The organism is Polynucleobacter sp. es-MAR-4 (assembly GCF_018882055.1).
In the GTDB taxonomy this organism is placed as follows: domain Bacteria; phylum Pseudomonadota; class Gammaproteobacteria; order Burkholderiales; family Burkholderiaceae; genus Polynucleobacter.
Genome location: NZ_JACVPF010000002.1, coordinates 356888 through 377150 on the forward strand (window position 1 = coordinate 356888; position 20263 = coordinate 377150).

The following is a 20263-nucleotide window of genomic DNA, read 5'->3' on the forward strand; positions in this document are numbered from 1 at the left end:
TTCTGAATACATTTTGAAATTTAAATATGATCAGGGCTTAGCTTTCGAACAGCATCTTGAATAATATCATTGGATATTGGCCCAGGCTCCTTTTGATCGACAAATGCCATTCCAATACCAATTAATCCGGCGCCAATAGATTGCAAATACTGATTAGCATTTATTGCATTTATCTCTAAATTGCAGTAATGGATTGAACTCCCATATGCAGGACTTAATAAAGAATCTAAATTAAGGTCAGAGGGTAAATCTATCAAATTCCCATTAATAACCTGCAACATATATTTAGATCTACCTTTTAAAAAAATTTGATCAACATAAATTGGAATATATCGAGTTAAATTGGATAGCCATAATTTTTTTTGAATTCCCAAAAAATGGCAAATTGCTCGAACTATATCAAACCGAACTATAGCCTTATTTCCCGTGATTTTAAATTTCTCCAAATGAAATGTTGGGGTTATGGAAATTTGATGTCCAAACTCACATAAAGTCAGCTTATCCCCCTCATTTATAAATCCAGATCGATATAGAAGATCAATGGTTTGGACAACACCAGTACAAATAATTAACTGCTTTGTATAAATTGTTTTACGTAATGCATGATCTCCAGTTTGGACAATCCTTAAGCCTATCCGATCGCCATCCATAAAGAATGATTCGAGAAAATGATTTGTGCGCCCTTGAAAATATTTACTAACATCCAATATTCTGCCGGAAGAATCCAATAACTGAGCGAACTGCGACTTACTAGAAATGCTACCTGTTTTTTTAAATGAGAGCGGCTGTAATGTAACTCCACTTTTATTAAGGGCCTCTATAATAGGTCTAGGCAGGTCACTAGCATCTATAACTCCACCCCAAATATTTGAATTTCCACCATTAATAAGGCGATCATGCAACTTAAGCTTCTTAATTGACGGCTTTAATTTAGTTGCTGAATAGCTTTTTTTTCCAAATAATTTATTTACCTCAAAGACTCTACGTCTTTGTATTTGATTTGGCCCTAGATTAATAAAATCTGTCCCACATAGTATTGTTACCCTTTCGCCAAGCAAGAGCTTAGCTAGATAAGCAGAAAACCCTCCTCCAACAATAGTGACTTCACCCACAAATAAACCTCAATACTCGGTCTAAAAAAACTGATCTTTTAATATCCAGATATCTTGGCATTAACACCCCTGGATCGGGTATAAGGTCGGAATTTAATGATTGGTTGATGAGGCTCATTAATGCATTTGGATTGGTGGTTTGCACAAAGCCGAGCTTAATTAATAAGTTAAATATCACTTTTGTAACTTTGCCACCATAAATACTGGCCAACCCATTGCTGTCAATTAATACTGGAAGCGTAACTCGTTTATATTGCTTTCCATATCTTCTTAACTCTAATGCCAAACTATTTTTGGCAAAACGGTAGCGAGAATAGGTTACTGTTTTCAAATCATCTCCCGTATCAATATACAGAATACATGTATTTTTTCCTGTTAACTTGTCGATCAATCTTAGGGGAGCCGCAATATTAGCCTCAAGATAATCCCTATAGCTGTACCACCCACTTCTATAATCGTAGCCACACACCACAATTAAGTCAGGACTCTGATTGTGGTTTATTAGATCACTCATAATTACTTGGCCACAGTGCCTCCACGAAACGATGGCGATGGACGCATTGCCAAATAATTTGCCAAAGAGAAATGAAAACTTCTCGCTATTACCAAGCAAAATTATCTTATTGCATTCTTGGTAAAAATTTAATTTATTCATCAATCTATTAGGCTATTTAATCGCCAACTCCAGGCACCCTCAAGCATCTCTTTTGGGCGCCACCTAAGCAGTTCATTTGCAAGATGGGAATTTGCGCAATAAACTGGAAGATCACCTTTTCGACGTGAAGCTGTTTCACTCTCAATTTTTTGACCAGTTGCCAATTCAAATATTTTGATTAATTCAATGACACTCCTTGCTATGCCTGTACACAAATTGATACAACCAAATCCGATGCAATTTTTCAAGCATGAAAGCGATGCCACATACCCCTCTGCCAAATCAATTACATGGATATAGTCGCGCTCGCCGGTGCCATAAATATTCAACCTTGACAGGTTTCCAGATGCTACCTGCATTAAGAAAGACAAAAGGTTATCAGGACCCCCGTGTGGGTCCTCCCCTATAAAACCAGAGTTATGAGCCCCTACAGGATTAAAGTACCGCAGACAAACAATTCGCAATCGTCGATCGGCACTAGCCACACCTTTTAATATTTCCTCAGCCTGAAGCTTAGTTCGCCCATAAATATTCGTAGGCTCAGTAGGGTGATTCTCATCGTAAGGGAGGTATTGGGGGTCACCATAAACAGTTGCACCTGCACTAAAAACCAATGTTTTTATACTGCATAACTTAATAACCTCAAGGAGGCTAAGGGCGCCTTGTACATTATTAGCGTAATACTCAATCGGCTTCTCAGCAGACTCACCTACCGCTTTTAATCCCGCAAAGTGAATCACGGGATCAATTTTGTATTCGCGCAAAACCCTCTCAACAATATCGGCATCTCGCACACCCCCTTCAATACAGGGCAAGGCTTTACCTAAAATTTTCTGGAGTCGATCTAGAGCGCTTGGATTGCTATTACAAAAGTTATCTGATAGCACCACTTCATGACCGGCTTGCGATAGCACTTCTGCGGTATAAGCACCAATATACACAGATCCACCATTCAATAGAATATTCATGCTCAACTTTTCTACTTTAGATGAGATTCAAACCCACTAATGCCCGATCCCGGTCGCCCGCTTCCTTTTGCCACGCCATTAGACCCTCTTTAGCAGCCTTAAAACTGCCTGGCGAACCAATGCGATCAGAATACCTAAGCAGAGCCCACCGAAAATTCCAGCGGCAAGTACCATGACTTTCTTAGGAGCAATAGGCGTATTGTTGGCATAAATCGGAGCAACTAGCCGAGTAGCCCTATTCTGGCTCGAGATAACCACGTTTCTCAACATTGCAATCTCATTAAGCAAGTCGCGGATTTCATCGCGGGTTGAGAGGTAGGCTGCCCCAATAGCAGAACCGGACTTATCAGCCCTACTCACTAACTCCCTAGCCTTTGCTAGGCGCTCAATATCGTCATCTAAGATTACTTTTACATCAGTAATATAAGGAGCCACGATTTGGGACTGAGTGGTTTTGATGAGCTCGAACACCCCTAAATTGCACTCCTGGGCACTCTGGGAGGTGGGCCCGAAAGTCGTCAACTCAACCAAGTTGGCAATTCCTTTGGGGGCGGTCAATTTGATGGATTTGCTGAGGGCCAGTGCAGCATTTGCTTGATCCTGGAAGCCGCAAGCCTCTATCACCTGTGGCGTAAAGCTGGTAGGCAAAGATAAGCGAGCGATCAAGAGGGCTGGCTCCTCAATATTAACAAACAGAAAGTTGGGCTTGTTGTTGGTGTTGTTGTTAGCAGCGCTAACTTGCGCCATCGCGATTTGGGCAACGGCTTCGTACTGCTTTGGGATAACAGTTAAATATCCTACTGAGATAACTAACCCAGCAACACCAGCAATGGCAATGATTTTATAGACACTCTTTAGAAAGCACAGGATATCAATAAACGAGATATCACCCTCTTTTGAGCCCAAGAGTAGTTTATCTTGATTACCTGAATACGGGCGAGAATCATTCACAAATAAATCGCTTTAATTATTAGCATTAGTAAGTCGTAATTATCCCATACACCCAGGACTAGAAATCCCTTTCATTGACTTATAATCGATACTGCCTAAAACACATCAGCGCTTTTCATACCAATATCCGCATGAGTCAATTTCTGCCTGATTTAATTAACTTTAGTGGCCATACGGGCGGAATTTACTCATGGGGATTTATATATTTTTTTAGCCTCTTAACTGCCCTAAGCTTCTTATTCACCGTAAGAGCAAATACTCAGCTGGAAAAGTATCTATTTTGGGTGTTTTCATGCATATTAGTTATATTTAGCGCCCTACGCCCCATGGGCATTGCTCGAGATGATTTAGCGGCTTATAGATGGTGGGCATCTGAGATTTGTCCACTCACAGAGTGCTTCCGCCCTATGCAATACTCAAGAGACTGGGCCTGGTATTTCTTGGTGAGCATCCTTAAGTCGTTTATGCCAGGTGAGCGCGCAGTCCTGGCTCTTAGTAGTATTGGCGTTTTTATTCAGCTGCTGATTGTTTATCGATTATGTCGTCAAAAATTACTAGCTCTTACTCTATTTATCCCCCTTATTTATCTTTATTACGACTTTACCCTACTTAGGGGCGGAGTAGCTCTCACAGCCTTTTTTGTGGGCTTCTATTTTCTGACGCGCTCTCAAAAAATTATGGGGGCAAGCGTTTTGCTTGGAAACTACTTATTTCATTCGCAGGGCATTTTTTCAATTGGCATTATCCCATTTCATCGGATAGTCAAAAATAAGTATCTTGCAATTACAGCAATCATTATCTTTACCATCTTTATCTACCTCCAATGGACCCCTTCGTTTGAACAGCTATCAATTTTAAGTAAAAATGAGTCAGCGGCATATTGGGAACAGTATCAATTGGGGTTATTTTCCAGCGAAAGAATTTTTCCTCTAGCGCATTTGCTAACCATAGGGTATGTAATTTTTATTTTATTCTTTGATCAACTTCATCTGGAGAATGGCACCACTGAGAAATACGCCATTGCGAGCATTTGTTTAGCAGTTTTTCTAGCATGGTTTTTTGCGCCAATTCATGCGGCGCAAACACGTCTATTTGATTTTTATGTTGCCCCCTTAGTTTTCCTAGCTGGCAATTTAAAGTTAAATAAAATTAATCTATTCGCAACCTTAGGTTTAGCTGTCCTGCTCTATGCCCGCATGGAATTGATTCATAATTGGATACTTGGTTAAACTGTCGTATTACGTGCATTACTAGTGCTCCATCCCTACCACCCTTTTCATTACGAAAAGAAATATGCGAATACCCGCTTCCTTAACTTCTTATATCTATCGATTGCTTGATAGTGGGATTATTTTCGCAACGGGTTTCTTGGCTCTACACATTCGCTTTTGGGAAGTAGCAATACCAAATGATGCTTACAACAACTTTATAGTTGGTGCATGCTTAATTTATTTACTTAGCTCATCACAATCATCATTTCAGACAAGCCTGTCTTCCTTTACTCAAATGATGAGTAGGGTTAGCAAGATTTGGGCGCTTACGTTTTTAGTAATTTCACTTGCAATTATTTTTACCCAAAGTGGCAATCTTCTATCCAGGATTTGGTTGATTCTATGGGCAGGACTTGCCTGGTTACTCTTACTAATTGGTAATTTTTCTATTGAACAAATAACTTGGCGACTCTATGGATTTAGGCTCAACAAAAAGAGAGTTGCGATTATTGGCACCGGAGTTATTGCCGAGCAACTAATTGATCAGATTCAGCGACAAGCTCACGCTGAATTTGAATTAGCCCACACCATTTTTGAGATTGGCGATGAAGATGCGATAGAAGAGCTATCGAATCATTTATTGGATGAGATATGGATTGCTTTACCCATCCATGAAGCCGGCAAGCTCCCAGGAATCATTCACCAACTACGATTTAGCTCAGCAAGCATTAAATACGCTCCAGATCTCTTTACCCTCAGACTGATCAATCATGGATCGACTGAAGTAATGGGCATCGATATGCTAAACCTCAATGCCTCCCCATTTTCCGGCGAGGCATTGCTCATCAAAAATATTGAGGACTTTGTAATTTCACTCTTTATCCTGATCTGCTTAAGCCCCTTACTGCTGGTGTTGGCCGTTGCTGTAAAAATCACATCGCCAGGCCCAATACTGTATAGACAAGAGCGAGTAGGTCTTAATGGGCGGCCATTCATGATGCTGAAGTTTCGCTCTATGCCAGCGGATGTTGAAAAGAACGGGGCGCAATGGGGTAATTCAGAGTCAAAGATAGCGCACCCGTTTTCCAGGTGGATGCGTCGCATGAACTTAGATGAGCTACCCCAGTTCATTAATGTCTTGCGAGGTGAAATGTCCATTGTTGGCCCACGCCCTGAACGGGTGCAGTTCATCGAGCAGTTCTCTAGAGAGATCCCCAACTACGCTAAAAAGCATTTGGTAAAGGCCGGCATCACTGGCTGGGCGCAAATACATGGATTACGCGGTGATACAGACCTTAATAAGCGCATTGAGTACGATCTTTTCTATATTGAGAACTGGTCGCTGCTGCTTGATCTTAAAATTATCCTCCTAACTGCAATAGAGCCATTCTTGTCCAAGAATCACTCTACCCGTTAATCCAACTTAATTACCTACAAATCCATTGGCATGTCTACTCAACTAATTAATCAGCTTAAAAAATCCATTAGAAGGGCTCAGCTGGTATTAGAGAGGCCCTATCAATTATTGGATGACCAAGTTGCTACTGAGAAATTTGAGCATGCTCACATTCCGCCTCATGTTTATCAAACATGGGTTAATCGTCAATTTGGCAAAACGCTGTTTAATAACATCGCGGGCTTTAGAAGGCTAAATCCTGATCTTAATTTCCATCTTTTTGATAATCAGAAGATTGAAGCTTATATGGAAGAATTTTGGGGTAAGCATCCCATTTTTCAAATCTATCAAAAATCACAATTTGGACCATCGAAGGCGGATATTTTTAGAGTTTGCATTCTGAACGAACGCGGCGGATTCTATTTCGATATTAATAAGGGATGTTCAGTACCACTCAGAATGCTATTAAAACCGGATTCTGATTGCCTTATTTCTTATGAGAAAAATAATTGCATCATCTTGCCTGAGCAAGCGATCATGGATAGAGTGCAACAACCAACCAAATTAGCAATGCAATGGTCATTTGGTTTTGCAAAAAATCATCCCGTTACCAACATGATGATTGAAGAAATTTGCAACTTCTACCCTTACTTCAAAGATAAGGTCTTTGAAAATCCGAAGGATGCCATTTTGAGTTTCACTGCAACCGGAATGCTAACTAGAGTGATTCGTAAAGTTCTCCTGGAAAATCCTGGGCTACACCTAAATCAAGCAGGCATCGATTACAACGGACACGCCATCCCAGAAATGCCTGGGTCATGGTCTCGCTATTTCACATCACCAGCCTATAGCAAGTTTCAAAATAGGCCGATTGCCTTATAAGCTAGTTGCTAGCAGCTAGAAGCTGCTTCAGTAAATGCTCAACCTCTTGTACGGAGATTAGATTCATGCTGTATTTAGGGTTGCTGGGATACTCGAATCCTAGATTCAAAAAAGCTCCACCACTATTTTTGGGAACATCAATGTTTCTAGAGGCAGAATTGACCACTCCCCATCTAGCTGAATTAGTAGGTCCATTGAGCGCTACAGTAGGAACATGCAGATGATCAGCTAAGTGAGCAATTCCTGTATTGACACTCACCACAGCCCTGGCACCTAAAATTAGTTTGCCGGTCTCTAAAAGCGAAGCCTTTCCCGCGGCAACATAAATCCCCTCGCCTGCCGACCCATTCGCCATTAAGTCTGCTAGCTCTAGGGCATCAGCTTGATTTTGGGATGATCCGGTAATCAGGATATTGAAGTTCTGAGCCAACACAAATTTGGCCAATTCAATCCAAGAGCTACTAGGCCACTGACGCAACTCTGATCTAGTCCCGCTGGCCCAGGGATGAAAAACAATATAAGGCCTTAGGTGTTGCAGTTCCCCTGAAGTCAAATCCTGACTTTTAATTCTCTCCGCATTCAGCTGGGGTGATTCAGTGGATGTTATGCCTAGCGGATTAAGTAGCTTCTGAAAGTTTTCCAATTCATGAATTGAGTTGGAATGAATTACCTTTGAGTCATACCCAACATGACGGTATTGACCCGAAGTGCTATATCCAATCTTGAACTTGGCTTTAATAAAATAACTATAGAGAGCGCTCAACTTAGTCCATTGAGAAGTGTCAATCAATATATCCAAGGAGTAGGCCCTCAGGATCTTGAACGCATTAATAGGCTTAGTAATTGGCAGAACTACCAACTCATCATATCCAGTCAAAATCGGATAAATAGCTGCATTAGCTGGCGAGGCAAATACAATCACTTTTGCCTTTGGGTATTGTTTTCTTAATGCAGGGAAAAGACTGGAAGATAGAATGGAGTCGCCAATTGCAGCAAAAGCGAAAATCCCAATCGATTGAATTTCTGTTGGCCTAGTTGCTGATTTTCCCTTGAATAAAGAGAGGCAATATAGCAATGGAATGCCCACCCAGAAATCTAATTTCTTCAGCAGTTGATTATTACGCTCCAAAACTGTCCTCACTCAGGAGTGCCATTGCCTTTTCGTACACCATGTCAACAGTGGTGGATTTCATGCAAATAGGGTGTTTACAAGGAGCATAGTTCACTCCGTCATAACAAGGCGCACATGCGACATTAGCTCCCGCCCTCAATACGGCCAAAGATTTTCTTCCAATAGGCACAACTGCAGAGGCAGGTGTTGGACCAAAAATTGCCACCAAGGGGGTTGCAGTCATAGTGGCTAAATGCAGTGGTCCCGTATCGTGACTAACTACCAAATTCACTTTAGAAAAAATATTAACCACATCATTAATACTTGTCTCGCCAATGAAATCCCTCGCTTGAATACCTGAGAAATAAGGTTTAACCCAAGCATCACCTTTACCGCCAACTAAAACCACATCATATCCATCAGCAATCAATCGACGAGACAATTCCAGATAGTTATCTATTGGCCAGCGACGCAGAAAATCATCTCGCATCATATTTTTACTACCACCCGGCACTAATGCCACACATTTTTTTGATGGATCGGCTATGAATTGAAATCCCGAGTCTGTACTGATAATATTTTTTCCAATACTTTGAAGCGAAGAATCACTCCGTTCCACACTAATAGCCTCTTCTGATAGAAAGTGAAAATATTCGCTAACTCGATACTCTTTTACTATAGGAAAGAATCTTTTAATGCCTCCAAATAACAGGGTTGGATTCCTCAGAAGTAAGGGAATCGCAAAGACGCTGTATTGCCAATTCGAATGGGCAATATAAAGCTCATCGCAATTTTTTATCTGGATAAAAATTTGATAAAAAGACTTCAATAGAGAGTTAACCCCCTCAATCAGTGATCCATGTAGAATCCGTTGATCATTGATGGCGATAATGCGGTCTGCGACCCTCATGCTGGATAAGAATGGCTCTAAGGGCTTCCCAACTATCCAATTTACTTTTACGTCTGAATGCAATTGCTTATATTCATTTACTGCAGCAGCAGCCTGAATCACATCCCCAATAGCGCCTAATTTAACGATCGAAATGTTTTTCATTGGCCATCCAATACTGCAGGCAATCGATCAATCAACATTTTTGGGGTAATGCCTGTCACGCAAGCTCTTTCCTTGCAGGGGTGACTATGGCAAGGTGAGCAAGGCATCATTTTTACTAGTAGTTGACTCTTTTTTCCCAGGGGATGCCAGCGCTCAATTTTGCTTAAGCCATTGCCGATGATGATGGCATTCAAATCGTAGGCACCCGCGATATGTCCAGCTAACGAGTCTACGCAGAAAACAGCCGAAGCCCCCTCTACGACACCAGTAAATTGGTCAAAATTAAGCTTGTTGACCAAGTTGATTATTTGATCGCTTGTGAGAAGTTCAGCTTGGTTTTTCTCACGCTCGCCATGGCCCGTAATAACAATATCCAAATCATATTGCGCTAGAGCACTAATTACTTCAGCCCAATTCCTAATAGGCCATTCTTTTGCAGGATTGCCCGATCCCGGATGAATAACAACATAGGTTTTATTAAGACCTAACTCAGTCCTCAATCTATCTGAGGCTACGGAGGCTTTGAGCCAAGGCTGATAGTAATCCGCACTTTTCACCTCTCCAAGCCATGGCTTAAATATGCTTGCCTGAATTTGCACTTCATGAGTCGCAGACCCATCCCCGCTAAAGCTCAGTAACGGCCCGCCACCGGCACTTACCATACCAATCAATGGGCACCGAAAGCCTTTAAATAAGGAAATAAATGAAGGCTCATATGAGTTCAGAAAGAAAATGGCATCGTATGCGCCCTGCTTCAATTCCGATACCACGCGATTGACCTGCCGCTGATAGTGTTGTTTTTTCTGAATTCGCGACTCGTCGCCACGATTTGCCTGCCAATGACTAATAAAGAAAGATTGATTGAGTCCAGGATGACCTTTAACAACAGGTGCCGCCCAATCACCAACCAAAAAATCAACGCTGCAGTCTGGTAGCTTAAGCTTTAAATCTCTCAAGATTGCCGTACTAATCACAACATCGCCCAAATGCGCTGGATTTACCAGCAACACTCGGCCCAAGGTCTCAGGTAAATCTATATTTCGTCTAAATACTTTTGCATAAAACCAGTAATACAAATCACTGAATAATAATTTAGTAATCGCCCATGGATTGCGACGGAGGTATGGGATAGAGGAGGAAATGAACCGCTTCATCAATTGGTCGCCCGTTTATTGCCACTCAATTCAAGGTGCAGCTCGATAAAGCTTTTCACAAAATGATCTATATCACCTAATTGCGAGCGCTCAACTAATGGATTTCGTACGCTCCGAGGACTGCCAAGCTCTGATGAGGTAATGGCGTCCTGAATAATCTTTGCCATCTGCGCAACATTACCCTCAGGAAAGCAGCGCGCTGGGTCACCAATTACCACAGGGATTGCACCAGACTGACTGCCCACCACTGGCGTGCCACAAGCCATAGCTTCAACTAGCACCCTGCCATACTGCTCTTTCCAAAAGTAATCTGTTCTAGAGGGCAAAATTAATAAGTCAAAGCTTGCATAGAGCCCCGCAAGCTCATCACGAGATTTTGGTGGGATGAATTGCACCCGATCTTGCAGCCCAAGCTGGCGCGTTTTTTGTTTCAGCTGCTCATCCAATGGCCCGCCGCCTACTAGGACTAGACGATACTCCTGACCTAGTAAGGACATGGAGGCCAGAAGATCCAAAATACCTTTTTCCTCAATAAAACGACCAACATATCCAATTGTCTTAAAAGGCTTTTGATGTTGAGCTGAGGGTTCGCTGCTTAATCTTAAAAATGGCTTTAGGTCCAGACCCCACCACTGGATTTGCACTTTTGGATTCCAACCAAATTGATGAACTACATCCACGCTTTCTTGATAACAAGCTAGGCCGCCACTCACTAAACGAGAACGCACCGGCTGCAATAAAGCATCTGCAATCCAATAACGAATTGTTTTACGTATAAATACCCAAGTATTTTTCAGGGAGAAATTTTCCACAAGAAATCGAAATGGGGGTGTTTGCTTGATATTCTCAAAGCCATAAAACAGCACAGTTGCTTGATTATTAGCCCAATGGTTAGCAATAGCAGCATTCAAAACATTCACCGAGAATGCTTCATCTAAAACAATGATGCAATCAGGCTTAAATTCTTGAATACATTTTTTAAATTCAGAAATCGGCCCCCACTTTTTTCTAAACGAATATGTTTTTATTTTTTTGAAAAAAACCTTCTCTGAAAAAGACTGGTGATTTTCGGATCCAGAGTAAATGGCATCAGCCTCATACTCATCCGGACCAACAACACACAACTGTGTGATGCCAGGATTAGCGGCAAATCCTCTTATCAAATAATCTGAGTAGGGCAAATAAATATCATGCCAATACAGGAGAATTTTCATACCTTCCTCCGAATACTTCCCTGAATGAGGCTCTTAAAATAAGGCCATTCATAAAAACAGGTAAATACAGCAATGGAGTTCTTTCTGTAAAACACCAAATCGGTCAGGATGGTCAGTGTAAGTAAGCCCAACATACTAGAGGCAATTGCACCATATAAGCCATACTGAGGGATCAAACTATAGCCAGCCAAAATGCTCACCATCAGGCTACAAAGCGAAGATAAGGCTGGATACCAATAATTATCTGCGAGCACGATAAACATGTTGCGAATGGAGCCTAGCATCCCAAAAAGCGGTCTCAACAATAGCCAAGGCAAGATGGCTGCCGCCTCAGCATATTGAACGCCATATACGTAGGGGAACACAACCACCAAAAGAATCATGACTGGTATCAGCAGAAAATAAATTGCAAAACCAATTAAATAGGTTCGCCTGCCATAAAGTCTTGCATTTTCAGAGTTAACAATGGAGGCCAGCTTTGGCATCAGAACCGATACCAAAATAACGCATACTACATCGATAATTTCAAAGATCTTGAGGGCTGCAGAGTATTGGCCCACTTCTTGCCAACCTAAAAACTTTTCAATCAAGAAATATTCAACCCTAGCTTGAAAAGTAATTAATAACCCAGCAAAAATAATCTTCCATGAGCGCGCCAACAAGTCTTTCGCGTAATCCAGCTGAAATACACCAGGCATAAAACCTTTTTTCTTCAAACATAATTTGAAGAAAGTCGACGTCATCGCAAACTCACTGGTCATGGCTGTTGCTATATATCCAATTGGAAGAGCAAATATCAATACAAGCGCCTTGAGCACATTTGCCAAAAATGCAGCCAAGCTTCTACTGAAGGCAATCTTGGAAAATTCATCCTCAACCCTCAAGCGATACTCATAAATATCGCCAGCCTGAATAGGGAGATATAAAGCCAATAAACACGCGATCAGAAATAAGCGCGATGCTCCTGATTCATAAAACGTCAGCATCAATACCAATATATATGCAGCTGTGCCACCAATAAGTCTCAGTATGAAGGCGGTTTTCTGAATATCATCCCGAGATAATCCTGCTTGATTTAGCGCTGCCATATCCCGAGGGACAATGTCATCAAGACCTAATGAGGACAGACTGCCAAATACGCTCGCAGTAGCTAAAACATAATTAAGCTGTCCAAATTCTGCAGGGCCATAAAACCGAGCGATCAGAACACCCAATACAAAACTAATCGCCAATCGAAATCCGCGATCGACCAATAAGAAAAATGAACTTTTAATAATTCGTTTATGCATGCTATTGATAGTGTGCCGTATTAGCGATCAATCGAGCAAAGTCACTTGGGAACCCGAGTGAGTTGATCTTGGTAATTCCAAGAGCTATCGCACATCGATTGCAAGTCACGCTTGCCTTGCCAATTGAGTAAATTCTTTGCTTTGTCCGCTTTGGCATAGTAAATCGGTAAATCACCACTTCTACGCTCTTTTACCACCTTAGGTATCGACTGTTTGGCTGACTTCTCAAAAGCACTAATAAGGTCGTATACGCTATATGGAAAGCCCGTGCCAAGGTTAATCGCTTCCCAGCCCTGATGATGATTGGTAAATGCTAACGCTGCAGCATGACCTTCTGCCAGATCCATCACATGAATATAATCACGCTCACCAGTACCATCTTTAGTATCGTAATCATCGCCAAACACATTCAGATGTGGCAATTTTCCTGATACAACTTGGCAAATATAGGGCATTAAATTATTCGGAATGCCTTGAGGTAATTCGCCAATAAGACCCGATTCATGAGCGCCAATAGGATTGAAATAACGCAGACAAACAATTGACCAATCAGGATCTGATTTAGAGAGATCTTGCAAAATCTCCTCAACCTGAAGCTTGGTTCTGCCATAGACATTCATAGGGGCCAAAGGATGCTCTTCATCGTAAGGCAAATACTGCGGCACTCCATAGACAGTCGCGCTAGAACTAAAGATGAGTTTCTTGACCCCTTCAGCCTGCATAGCCTCAATCAAGACGATCGAGCCACTTACATTGTTATCAAAGTATTTGAGGGGATCAGCGCCTGACTCAGCCACTGACTTCAGGCCCGCAAAATGAATTACGCACTCAATTTGATGGTCACGCAAAATCTTCTTAAGCAAATCAACATCCCGAACATCGCCCTCGTAGAAAGGCAATTTTTTTCCGGTGATAAGCTCTAGATTGCCCAAAGTCTGCTGCTGACTATTGCAAAGATTATCTACAATCACTACAGAATGACCTTCTGAAGCAAGCACTACTGCGGTATGACTACCAATAAATCCAAGGCCACCTGTCAGAAGGATATTCATCTCTTAAATCTTCTTTACTTGCTGAGACAAAATCGGAAATAAAAGACCAGCCATCAATGTGATCAAGAAATAAAGCATCTCTGCGCCATGCTGTGAGCTCACCTCTCCCACGGTATACAAGGCAATGACACCAAAAGCCAGAGTGGCTACAAGGTAGTTAAACGGGTGTTGATCATCTTGATGCGCTTTCGACAATCCTGAAAATGAAAGCGCTAAGATCATCACTAAAGCGCCTAGCGTTAGCAATATTCCAGGATATCCAAATGCTAGAGTAAATTCGACCCAGGCACTATGTGAGGACATGATGCCTTTAGCACTGTCGGGGTATTTCTCATTCAGCAGTACCCCAAAAGGCCTCACCAATATTCCTACACCCAATGGATTTTCAGGAGCCAAGATAGTCATACCTGCAACTGCCCAGGAAACCCGCTCGTAAGTATTGCCCCTAACCTCTTTTCCTAAGGCATTGTTCGGAAAACCCAAATTGGCTGGATTTTGCCAATTCGGATATTTGTCTACCTGCATCGCAACCTGCACATCTTCAAACATGGTAGCCCAACCTGGGTTGAGTTTGAATTGACTCCAACCAAACCAACCGCCAATGCCAAGTAAACAGACCAAAAAAAGCACGTTCACTAAAATCTTTTGAATACTTGGCTTGGAAAAAAATGTCATGATCAGGCGCACGAAGAGACCGGTCGCCACAACACCAAAAAGCAAAAGAGCCAAGCCAACGCCATTGCGAGTATCAAAAATAAATACGGAGGCATACAACGCAACGCTAGTACCAAACAACCAAAATGCTAGTAATGCCCACTTTGCTTTTGAACAAAGAAAGGTAAATCGAGATAAAACCGTTCCGAGTAAACCGCAAATTAATATTGTTCCGGATAGAACGGCACTAATCTTTCCGTAGAAGATATATCCATCGTAATCCGGCGCAAAAAGACTGTGTGCGGCTAATGCTTTGGGTACGTATTGATAAAAGAGATAAGCAAAGCTCAGGAGAATACCGAGCCAAAGGAAATTAATAGCATTTGGCCTTCTTAAAATAGCCAATCCCGTACCGAGGCCCAGAATCGATGCCATGAGCGCCCTGAGCCAGGTAGACCTTAATTCAGACCATTGAATCTCTGGAAAACGAGACAAGAAAAGATAATGAAATAGCACCCAAGCAAACATTAGTAACACCAATAGGATTGGCAAATAATATTTAATTGGAATCTTGATTTGCTTTAAACGAATTTCTTGATATTGCCAATAGCAATAGAGCGCCGCTAGAGGGGCGCCCACAAATAAGAGAATATTTCGGAGGGCAATCGTATTTTTAACCGCCCAGACCCCCAGGAGCACACTGCTCATCAGAATGAGCACCAAACCCAAGACATTGCTGTTCTTGCGAACTATCATCGTTTAAACACCCTATTCAACTGACAAGAACTTCTCGATGACTACATTCGGGATTTGCATCAAACGGGTTACCCTGTCACCTACTGCATACGAAATGAGCACCCCATCTTGCTGCACCACAATACCCGCTGCAAATTCAACACCATGATGCTCAATGAAAAATGGTCTACCAATCTCAGCAAGCTGAAGATCTTTATTAAATAGAACGAAGTGATGCGTATATAAGCGAGCGCCCCGGTACTCCATGGGAGCTGAGTGAACTAAAGCAATATAGCCAGTGCCATAAGAAACTAGAGGCGTGCCGCCACGGAAGGGATGATCGCTATCATCCGCTTGAATATTGCTAGCCTGAAGCTTGCCCATTGGCGCATCCATACTCATCACTTGAAATGGATCAAAGCTGTAAATCAACTTCAACTTGCCATTGACTGGAACCGGAATCCAGTTCTTTTCAATAGTTAATCCTACTGGTGATGTCAGTACCTGATATTGAACAATCGCATCACCCTGTATTTTGCAAATAGCTTGCTCAATCTTGCGAGCACCTCGATCATGAATGGCGCCGATCGCCCAAACATCATCACCCCAAGTAAAAAGCCGAATATCTTCTAATGGCGGGGTCCAAGATGATTCATCACGCACCAAGATGCTTTCATCTAAAACGACAGTTTTAGTGACTTGGTATTGCTCATTTAAATAAATGAGGTAATTCACATCCACCGGTGAGTCAGGGTTGTGAATAAAAGTCTGATCATTAAAGCAATTCGAGGCACGGCAGCGTACCGTCATCAAATACCCATCACTGAGTTTCAGTAATCCCGGGTTAAATGGGAAATTGGGTAAATCTAAATTGAGTTTAATTCTGGTGACTGCATCAAAGTCACTAATGAACGGCGTGCCCGAGACGATAATCTGGGTATGCAGGCTTCTAACGTCTGCCTTAGATGCCCAGACTTTATCCCTCCAGCGTCTACCAAGGAGTAGATGTAAAAAGGCATGATCAATTCGAAAGGATCGCTTCACAATTTTCTCAGGCTAATTTTTTACTAATGCAATGAATGTGCAATTGATCATGTATGTGCCAGGATTATTCCCGAGCGTCACCTTGTAAAAATTCTTGATAAGCAACGGCCAGGCCCCGCTCTAGATTGACCTGCGGATTCCAACCCATACGATTTAAACGTAATGAGTTCATCAGCTTTCTGGGGGAGCCATCAGGCTTGCTAGGATCAAAACCAATCTTGCCTTGATAGCCAGTTGCCTTAGCAACTGCAGTAGCCAATTGTGCAATCGACACATCATCACCAAATCCTACATTGATATGGCTTTGCATCGGCTCAGTTTGCGCATCATATTGCGCCTTATCCAACTGCATCACAAACACTGAAGCAGCTGCCATATCGTCAACAAATAAGAACTCACGCTTTGGCGTGCCTGTGCCCCAAATTAATACTTCTGGAGCATTGGCTAATTTAGCCTCATGGAATCTTCTAATGAGCGCCGGAATAACGTGACTATTTTCAGGGTGGTAGTTGTCACCAGGGCCATAAAGATTGGTCGGCATCACTGAACGGTAGTCAATGCCGTGCGACGCGCCGTATTGACGGTTATAGCTTTCGCACATCTTAATGCCCGCGATCTTTGCAATCGCATAGGGTTCGTTGGTTGGCTCTAGCTTGCCAGTTAGCAACGCATCCTCTCTCATAGGCTGAGGAGCCAGTCTTGGATAAATACAGCTAGATCCCAAAAATAAGAGTTTTTTAACACCATTCAAAAACGCTTGATGGATAACATTATTTTGAACCATCAAGTTATCGTAAATAAACTCTGCCGGGAAAGTGTTGTTCGCATGAATGCCACCAACCTTAGCTGCTGCCAAGTAAACCTGATCCGGTTTTTCTGCTTCAAAAAAAGCTTGAACAGCGGCTTGATTGGTTAAGTCCAACTGGGCATGAGTACGCTCAATAATATTTTGATAGCCCTGTGCCTTCAAATTACGAACAATGGCTGAGCCCACCATACCGCGGTGACCTGCTACATAAATTTTTTGATTTAAATCTATTGGCATGTATTGAATTTTTTAGTTTTCTTTGCCAACTGATACTGAGAAGCCATGCTTACTTAATAATGCATGTTGCTTAGCTTTATCCAGGTCACTTGCCACCATCTCAACAATCATTTCATCCAAGGTAATTTCTGGAACCCAGCCAAGCTTCTCTTTAGCCTTGGTAGGATCACCCAAGAGGGTTTCTACTTCAGTTGGACGGTAGTAGCGTGGATCAATTTGAACAACAACATCACCCACTTTGAGCGCTGGCGCCTTATCACCCTCAATAGCAGCAACAATCGCTTTTTCGTTTTCGGCAGAGCCCTCAAACTTCAAGGTAATACCCAATTGCTTAGCGCTACGGATGATAAATTCACGGACAGTGAACTGCACACCTGTCGCAATGACAAAATCTTCTGGCTTATCTTGCTGAAGCATTAACCACTGCATACGCACATAGTCTTTTGCATGACCCCAGTCACGCAAGGCGTCGATATTACCCATGTAGAGGCACTTTTCAAGACCTTGAGCAATATTGGCTAAGCCACGAGTCACTTTACGAGTTACAAATGTTTCACCACGGCGCTTAGACTCATGGTTAAACAAAATGCCGTTACAAGCATAGATGCCATAAGCTTCACGGTAATTCACAGTAATCCAATAGGCATACATCTTGGCAACTGCATAAGGGCTTCTTGGATAAAACGGTGTAGTTTCTTTTTGTGGAATCTCTTGCACCAAACCATAGAGTTCAGAAGTAGATGCTTGATAGAAGCGAGTTTTCTTCTCTAAACCCAAAATACGAATCGCTTCCAGCATACGTAATGGACCCATTGCATCTACGTCTGCAGTGTATTCGGGAGACTCAAATGAAACGGCCACGTGACTTTGTGCGCCCAAGTTATAAATCTCATCCGGCTGGCACTGCTTAATGATGCGTACCAAGTTACTGGTATCGGTTAAGTCACCATAGTGAAGAATCAAATCTGGATGATTGATGTGCGGATCTTGATAAATATGATCAATACGCTCAGTATTAAAAGAAGAGGCGCGGCGCTTAATGCCATGAACAATGTAGCCTTTTTCTAATAAGAACTCGGCAAGGTAGGAACCATCTTGACCAGTAATACCAGTAACTAACGCGACTTTTTGTTTGTTCATATATTGACTCTTCTTTATTTTCTTAATTTACTAAATTGATTCACTACTTTTATTTAACTTCTGCCGTATGTATCTTCAAAACGCACAATATCGTCTTCACCTAAATAGCTGCCTGACTGCACCTCAATAATCTCCAGCGGAGTCTTACCTGGGTTAGCTAGTCGATGGGTTTGTCCTTGCGGGATATAAGTACTTTGATTTTCAGTAAGCAGCAATACCTGATCGCCATTGGTAATCTCAGCAGTACCCTTCACCACAATCCAATGCTCAGCTCGATGGTGATGCATCTGCAGAGATAGGCTAGCACCTGGTTTGACTTGAATGCGCTTTACTTTGAAGCGCTCACCTTCATCGACGCTGTCATACCAACCCCAAGGACGAGAGACCTTACGGTGCAAGCTTTTCTCTTCACGCTTTTGTGATTCGAGCTTATTAACGATATTTTTGACATCTTGACTATTTTTACGATCAGCAACAAGCACCGCATCTGCAGTTTCAACAATGATGAGATTCTCAACACCAACCGCACTCACCAAGCGACTACTTGCATGAATGAGTGAGTTCTTAGAATTGCTGACAAGTGCATCGCCACTGGTGACATTGCCTTGCGCATCTTGCTTGCCTACTTGCCAAACCGCATCCCACGCACCTAAGTCATTCCAGCCAGCATCGAGCTCCACCATTTTGATAGGCAGCTTACCTGGACATTTTTCTATCACAGCGTAGTCAACAGACTCGCTTGGTATGGCATTAAATAATTCTTTTGCAGGGCGAATAAATTGCGCGTCACCCGAAGCATCCACTACCTTATCTTTCCAGGCCTTTTCAGTGGAAGCTAGGATATCTGGGCGGAACGCTTCAAGTGCAGCAAGCCAAACGCTAGCCTTGAGAACAAACATGCCGCCATTCCAAAAGTACCCGCCCTCTGCAAGATACTGCTTGGCAGTAGCTTCATTCGGCTTCTCTACAAAGCGCTCCACAAGCAGGCCCGCATCTGAGCTAGGGCTTTGTACTTTGATGTAGCCGTACCCAGTTTCTGGAGCAGATGGCGTAATACCTAGAATCGCAATGGCGCCAGTTTGCGCAATCGCAATACTTTTAGCCAATGCTTTAGTAAATGCAGCAGGATTAGTGACGGTTTGATCTGCAGGAGTAACTACCAAAATAGGATCTTGACCTTGCTCTTGAGCAAAGAGTGCGGCCAGCGTTAATGCAGGTGCCGTATTTCTGCCGGCAGGTTCGAGCAATAAAGTAGCGTCAAGGCGAGGTAAGGCATTTTTTAATTCACGTAATTGATCGAGTGCTAAAAAACGATGCTCTTCATTGGTGACAATAACTGTTTTACCCAATGTAATTTCTTTGCTAGCAACCGAGTGAATGCGGCCAATGGCCTGCTGAAATAGGCTTTGATTTGAACCATCGCCAGAAAGCACTAAAAATTGCTTAGGGAACCCGGACCGGGAAAGCGGCCAAAGGCGAGTTCCAGACCCCCCACAGAGAATTACGGGTAATACTTGCGTCATAAGCAAATAGCTAACTTTCTGAATATATTGGGCAATTGCATCAATTGCGTTCTTAATCAATTAGTCCTAGATT

At 42.4% G+C, this 20263-nt stretch carries 18 protein-coding genes; 3 read left to right on the plus strand and 15 right to left on the minus strand.

Annotation, left to right across the window (positions count from 1 at the left end):
• Positions 1-20 precede the first annotated feature (20 nt).
• The 4 genes from ICN16_RS07875 to ICN16_RS07890 form a co-directional block, all read right to left on the minus strand.
• The gene (locus ICN16_RS07875) at positions 21-1112 is read right to left on the minus strand and encodes a hypothetical protein (protein ID WP_216136346.1); all 1092 of its coding nucleotides are present in this window, start codon (positions 1110-1112) and stop codon (positions 21-23) included.
• Positions 1105-1767 carry a hypothetical protein gene (locus ICN16_RS07880; RefSeq protein ID WP_216136347.1) on the minus strand — a complete coding sequence of 221 codons (663 nt, stop codon included), beginning with the start codon at positions 1765-1767 and terminating at the stop codon, positions 1105-1107. The genes ICN16_RS07875 and ICN16_RS07880 overlap by 8 nt, the downstream gene beginning before the upstream one ends.
• Positions 1767-2735 (minus strand): UDP-glucose 4-epimerase GalE, encoded by a 969-nt coding sequence (gene galE, locus ICN16_RS07885; RefSeq protein WP_216136348.1) that lies wholly within the window; start codon positions 2733-2735, stop codon positions 1767-1769. The genes ICN16_RS07880 and galE (ICN16_RS07885) overlap by 1 nt, the downstream gene beginning before the upstream one ends.
• A gap of 78 nt (positions 2736-2813) precedes the next feature.
• Positions 2814-3686, minus strand: a complete 873-nt coding sequence (locus ICN16_RS07890; protein WP_216136350.1) for a GNVR domain-containing protein — start codon at positions 3684-3686, stop codon at positions 2814-2816.
• Between the two features lie 131 nt (positions 3687-3817).
• On the opposite strand from ICN16_RS07890, the gene ICN16_RS07895 reads away from it, so the two are divergent.
• The 3 genes from ICN16_RS07895 (at position 3818) to ICN16_RS07905 (ending at position 7175) form a co-directional block, all read left to right on the plus strand.
• Positions 3818-4915 (plus strand): EpsG family protein, encoded by a 1098-nt coding sequence (locus ICN16_RS07895; protein ID WP_216136352.1) that lies wholly within the window; start codon positions 3818-3820, stop codon positions 4913-4915.
• A gap of 64 nt (positions 4916-4979) precedes the next feature.
• Entirely contained in the window at positions 4980-6314 is a 1335-nt protein-coding gene (locus tag ICN16_RS07900; RefSeq protein WP_216136353.1) for an exopolysaccharide biosynthesis polyprenyl glycosylphosphotransferase, read from the plus strand.
• 30 nt (positions 6315-6344) lie between these two features.
• Positions 6345-7175 carry a glycosyltransferase family 32 protein gene (locus ICN16_RS07905; protein WP_216136354.1) on the plus strand — a complete coding sequence of 277 codons (831 nt, stop codon included), beginning with the start codon at positions 6345-6347 and terminating at the stop codon, positions 7173-7175.
• A 1-nt stretch (position 7176) separates the two neighbouring features.
• Here the strand turns inward: ICN16_RS07905 and ICN16_RS07910 are convergent, their stop codons facing one another.
• The 11 genes from ICN16_RS07910 to ICN16_RS07960 form a co-directional block, all read right to left on the minus strand.
• Positions 7177-8304, minus strand: a complete 1128-nt coding sequence (locus ICN16_RS07910; RefSeq protein ID WP_216136356.1) for a glycosyltransferase family 9 protein — start codon at positions 8302-8304, stop codon at positions 7177-7179.
• Positions 8294-9340, minus strand: coding sequence for a glycosyltransferase family 9 protein (locus ICN16_RS07915; protein ID WP_216136358.1), 1047 nt, complete (start codon positions 9338-9340; stop codon positions 8294-8296). The genes ICN16_RS07910 and ICN16_RS07915 overlap by 11 nt, the downstream gene beginning before the upstream one ends.
• A complete protein-coding gene (locus ICN16_RS07920; protein WP_216136360.1) occupies positions 9337-10494 on the minus strand; it encodes a glycosyltransferase family 9 protein in 1158 nt (385 codons plus the stop codon). The genes ICN16_RS07915 and ICN16_RS07920 overlap by 4 nt, the downstream gene beginning before the upstream one ends.
• On the minus strand, positions 10494-11708 hold the full coding sequence (locus tag ICN16_RS07925; RefSeq protein WP_216136362.1) for a glycosyltransferase: 1215 nt from the start codon (positions 11706-11708) through the stop codon (positions 10494-10496). The genes ICN16_RS07920 and ICN16_RS07925 overlap by 1 nt, the downstream gene beginning before the upstream one ends.
• Complete coding sequence (locus ICN16_RS07930) at positions 11705-12997, minus strand: oligosaccharide flippase family protein (RefSeq protein ID WP_216136364.1); 1293 nt, start codon at positions 12995-12997, stop codon at positions 11705-11707. The genes ICN16_RS07925 and ICN16_RS07930 overlap by 4 nt, the downstream gene beginning before the upstream one ends.
• Before the next feature lie 41 nt (positions 12998-13038).
• Complete coding sequence (gene galE / locus ICN16_RS07935) at positions 13039-14049, minus strand: UDP-glucose 4-epimerase GalE (RefSeq protein ID WP_216136366.1); 1011 nt, start codon at positions 14047-14049, stop codon at positions 13039-13041.
• A gap of 3 nt (positions 14050-14052) precedes the next feature.
• Complete coding sequence (locus ICN16_RS07940; protein ID WP_216136367.1) at positions 14053-15459, minus strand: hypothetical protein; 1407 nt, start codon at positions 15457-15459, stop codon at positions 14053-14055.
• Positions 15460-15471: 12 nt separating this feature from the next.
• The gene (locus tag ICN16_RS07945) at positions 15472-16482 is read right to left on the minus strand and encodes a hypothetical protein (protein ID WP_216136368.1); all 1011 of its coding nucleotides are present in this window, start codon (positions 16480-16482) and stop codon (positions 15472-15474) included.
• 64 nt (positions 16483-16546) lie between these two features.
• On the minus strand, positions 16547-17527 hold the full coding sequence (locus ICN16_RS07950) for a GDP-L-fucose synthase (RefSeq protein ID WP_216136369.1): 981 nt from the start codon (positions 17525-17527) through the stop codon (positions 16547-16549).
• Between the two features lie 12 nt (positions 17528-17539).
• Entirely contained in the window at positions 17540-18667 is a 1128-nt protein-coding gene (gene gmd, locus ICN16_RS07955; RefSeq protein ID WP_216136370.1) for a GDP-mannose 4,6-dehydratase, read from the minus strand.
• A 53-nt stretch (positions 18668-18720) separates the two neighbouring features.
• A complete protein-coding gene (locus ICN16_RS07960) occupies positions 18721-20190 on the minus strand; it encodes a mannose-1-phosphate guanylyltransferase/mannose-6-phosphate isomerase (protein ID WP_216136371.1) in 1470 nt (489 codons plus the stop codon).
• Between the last annotated feature and the right edge of the window lie 73 nt (positions 20191-20263).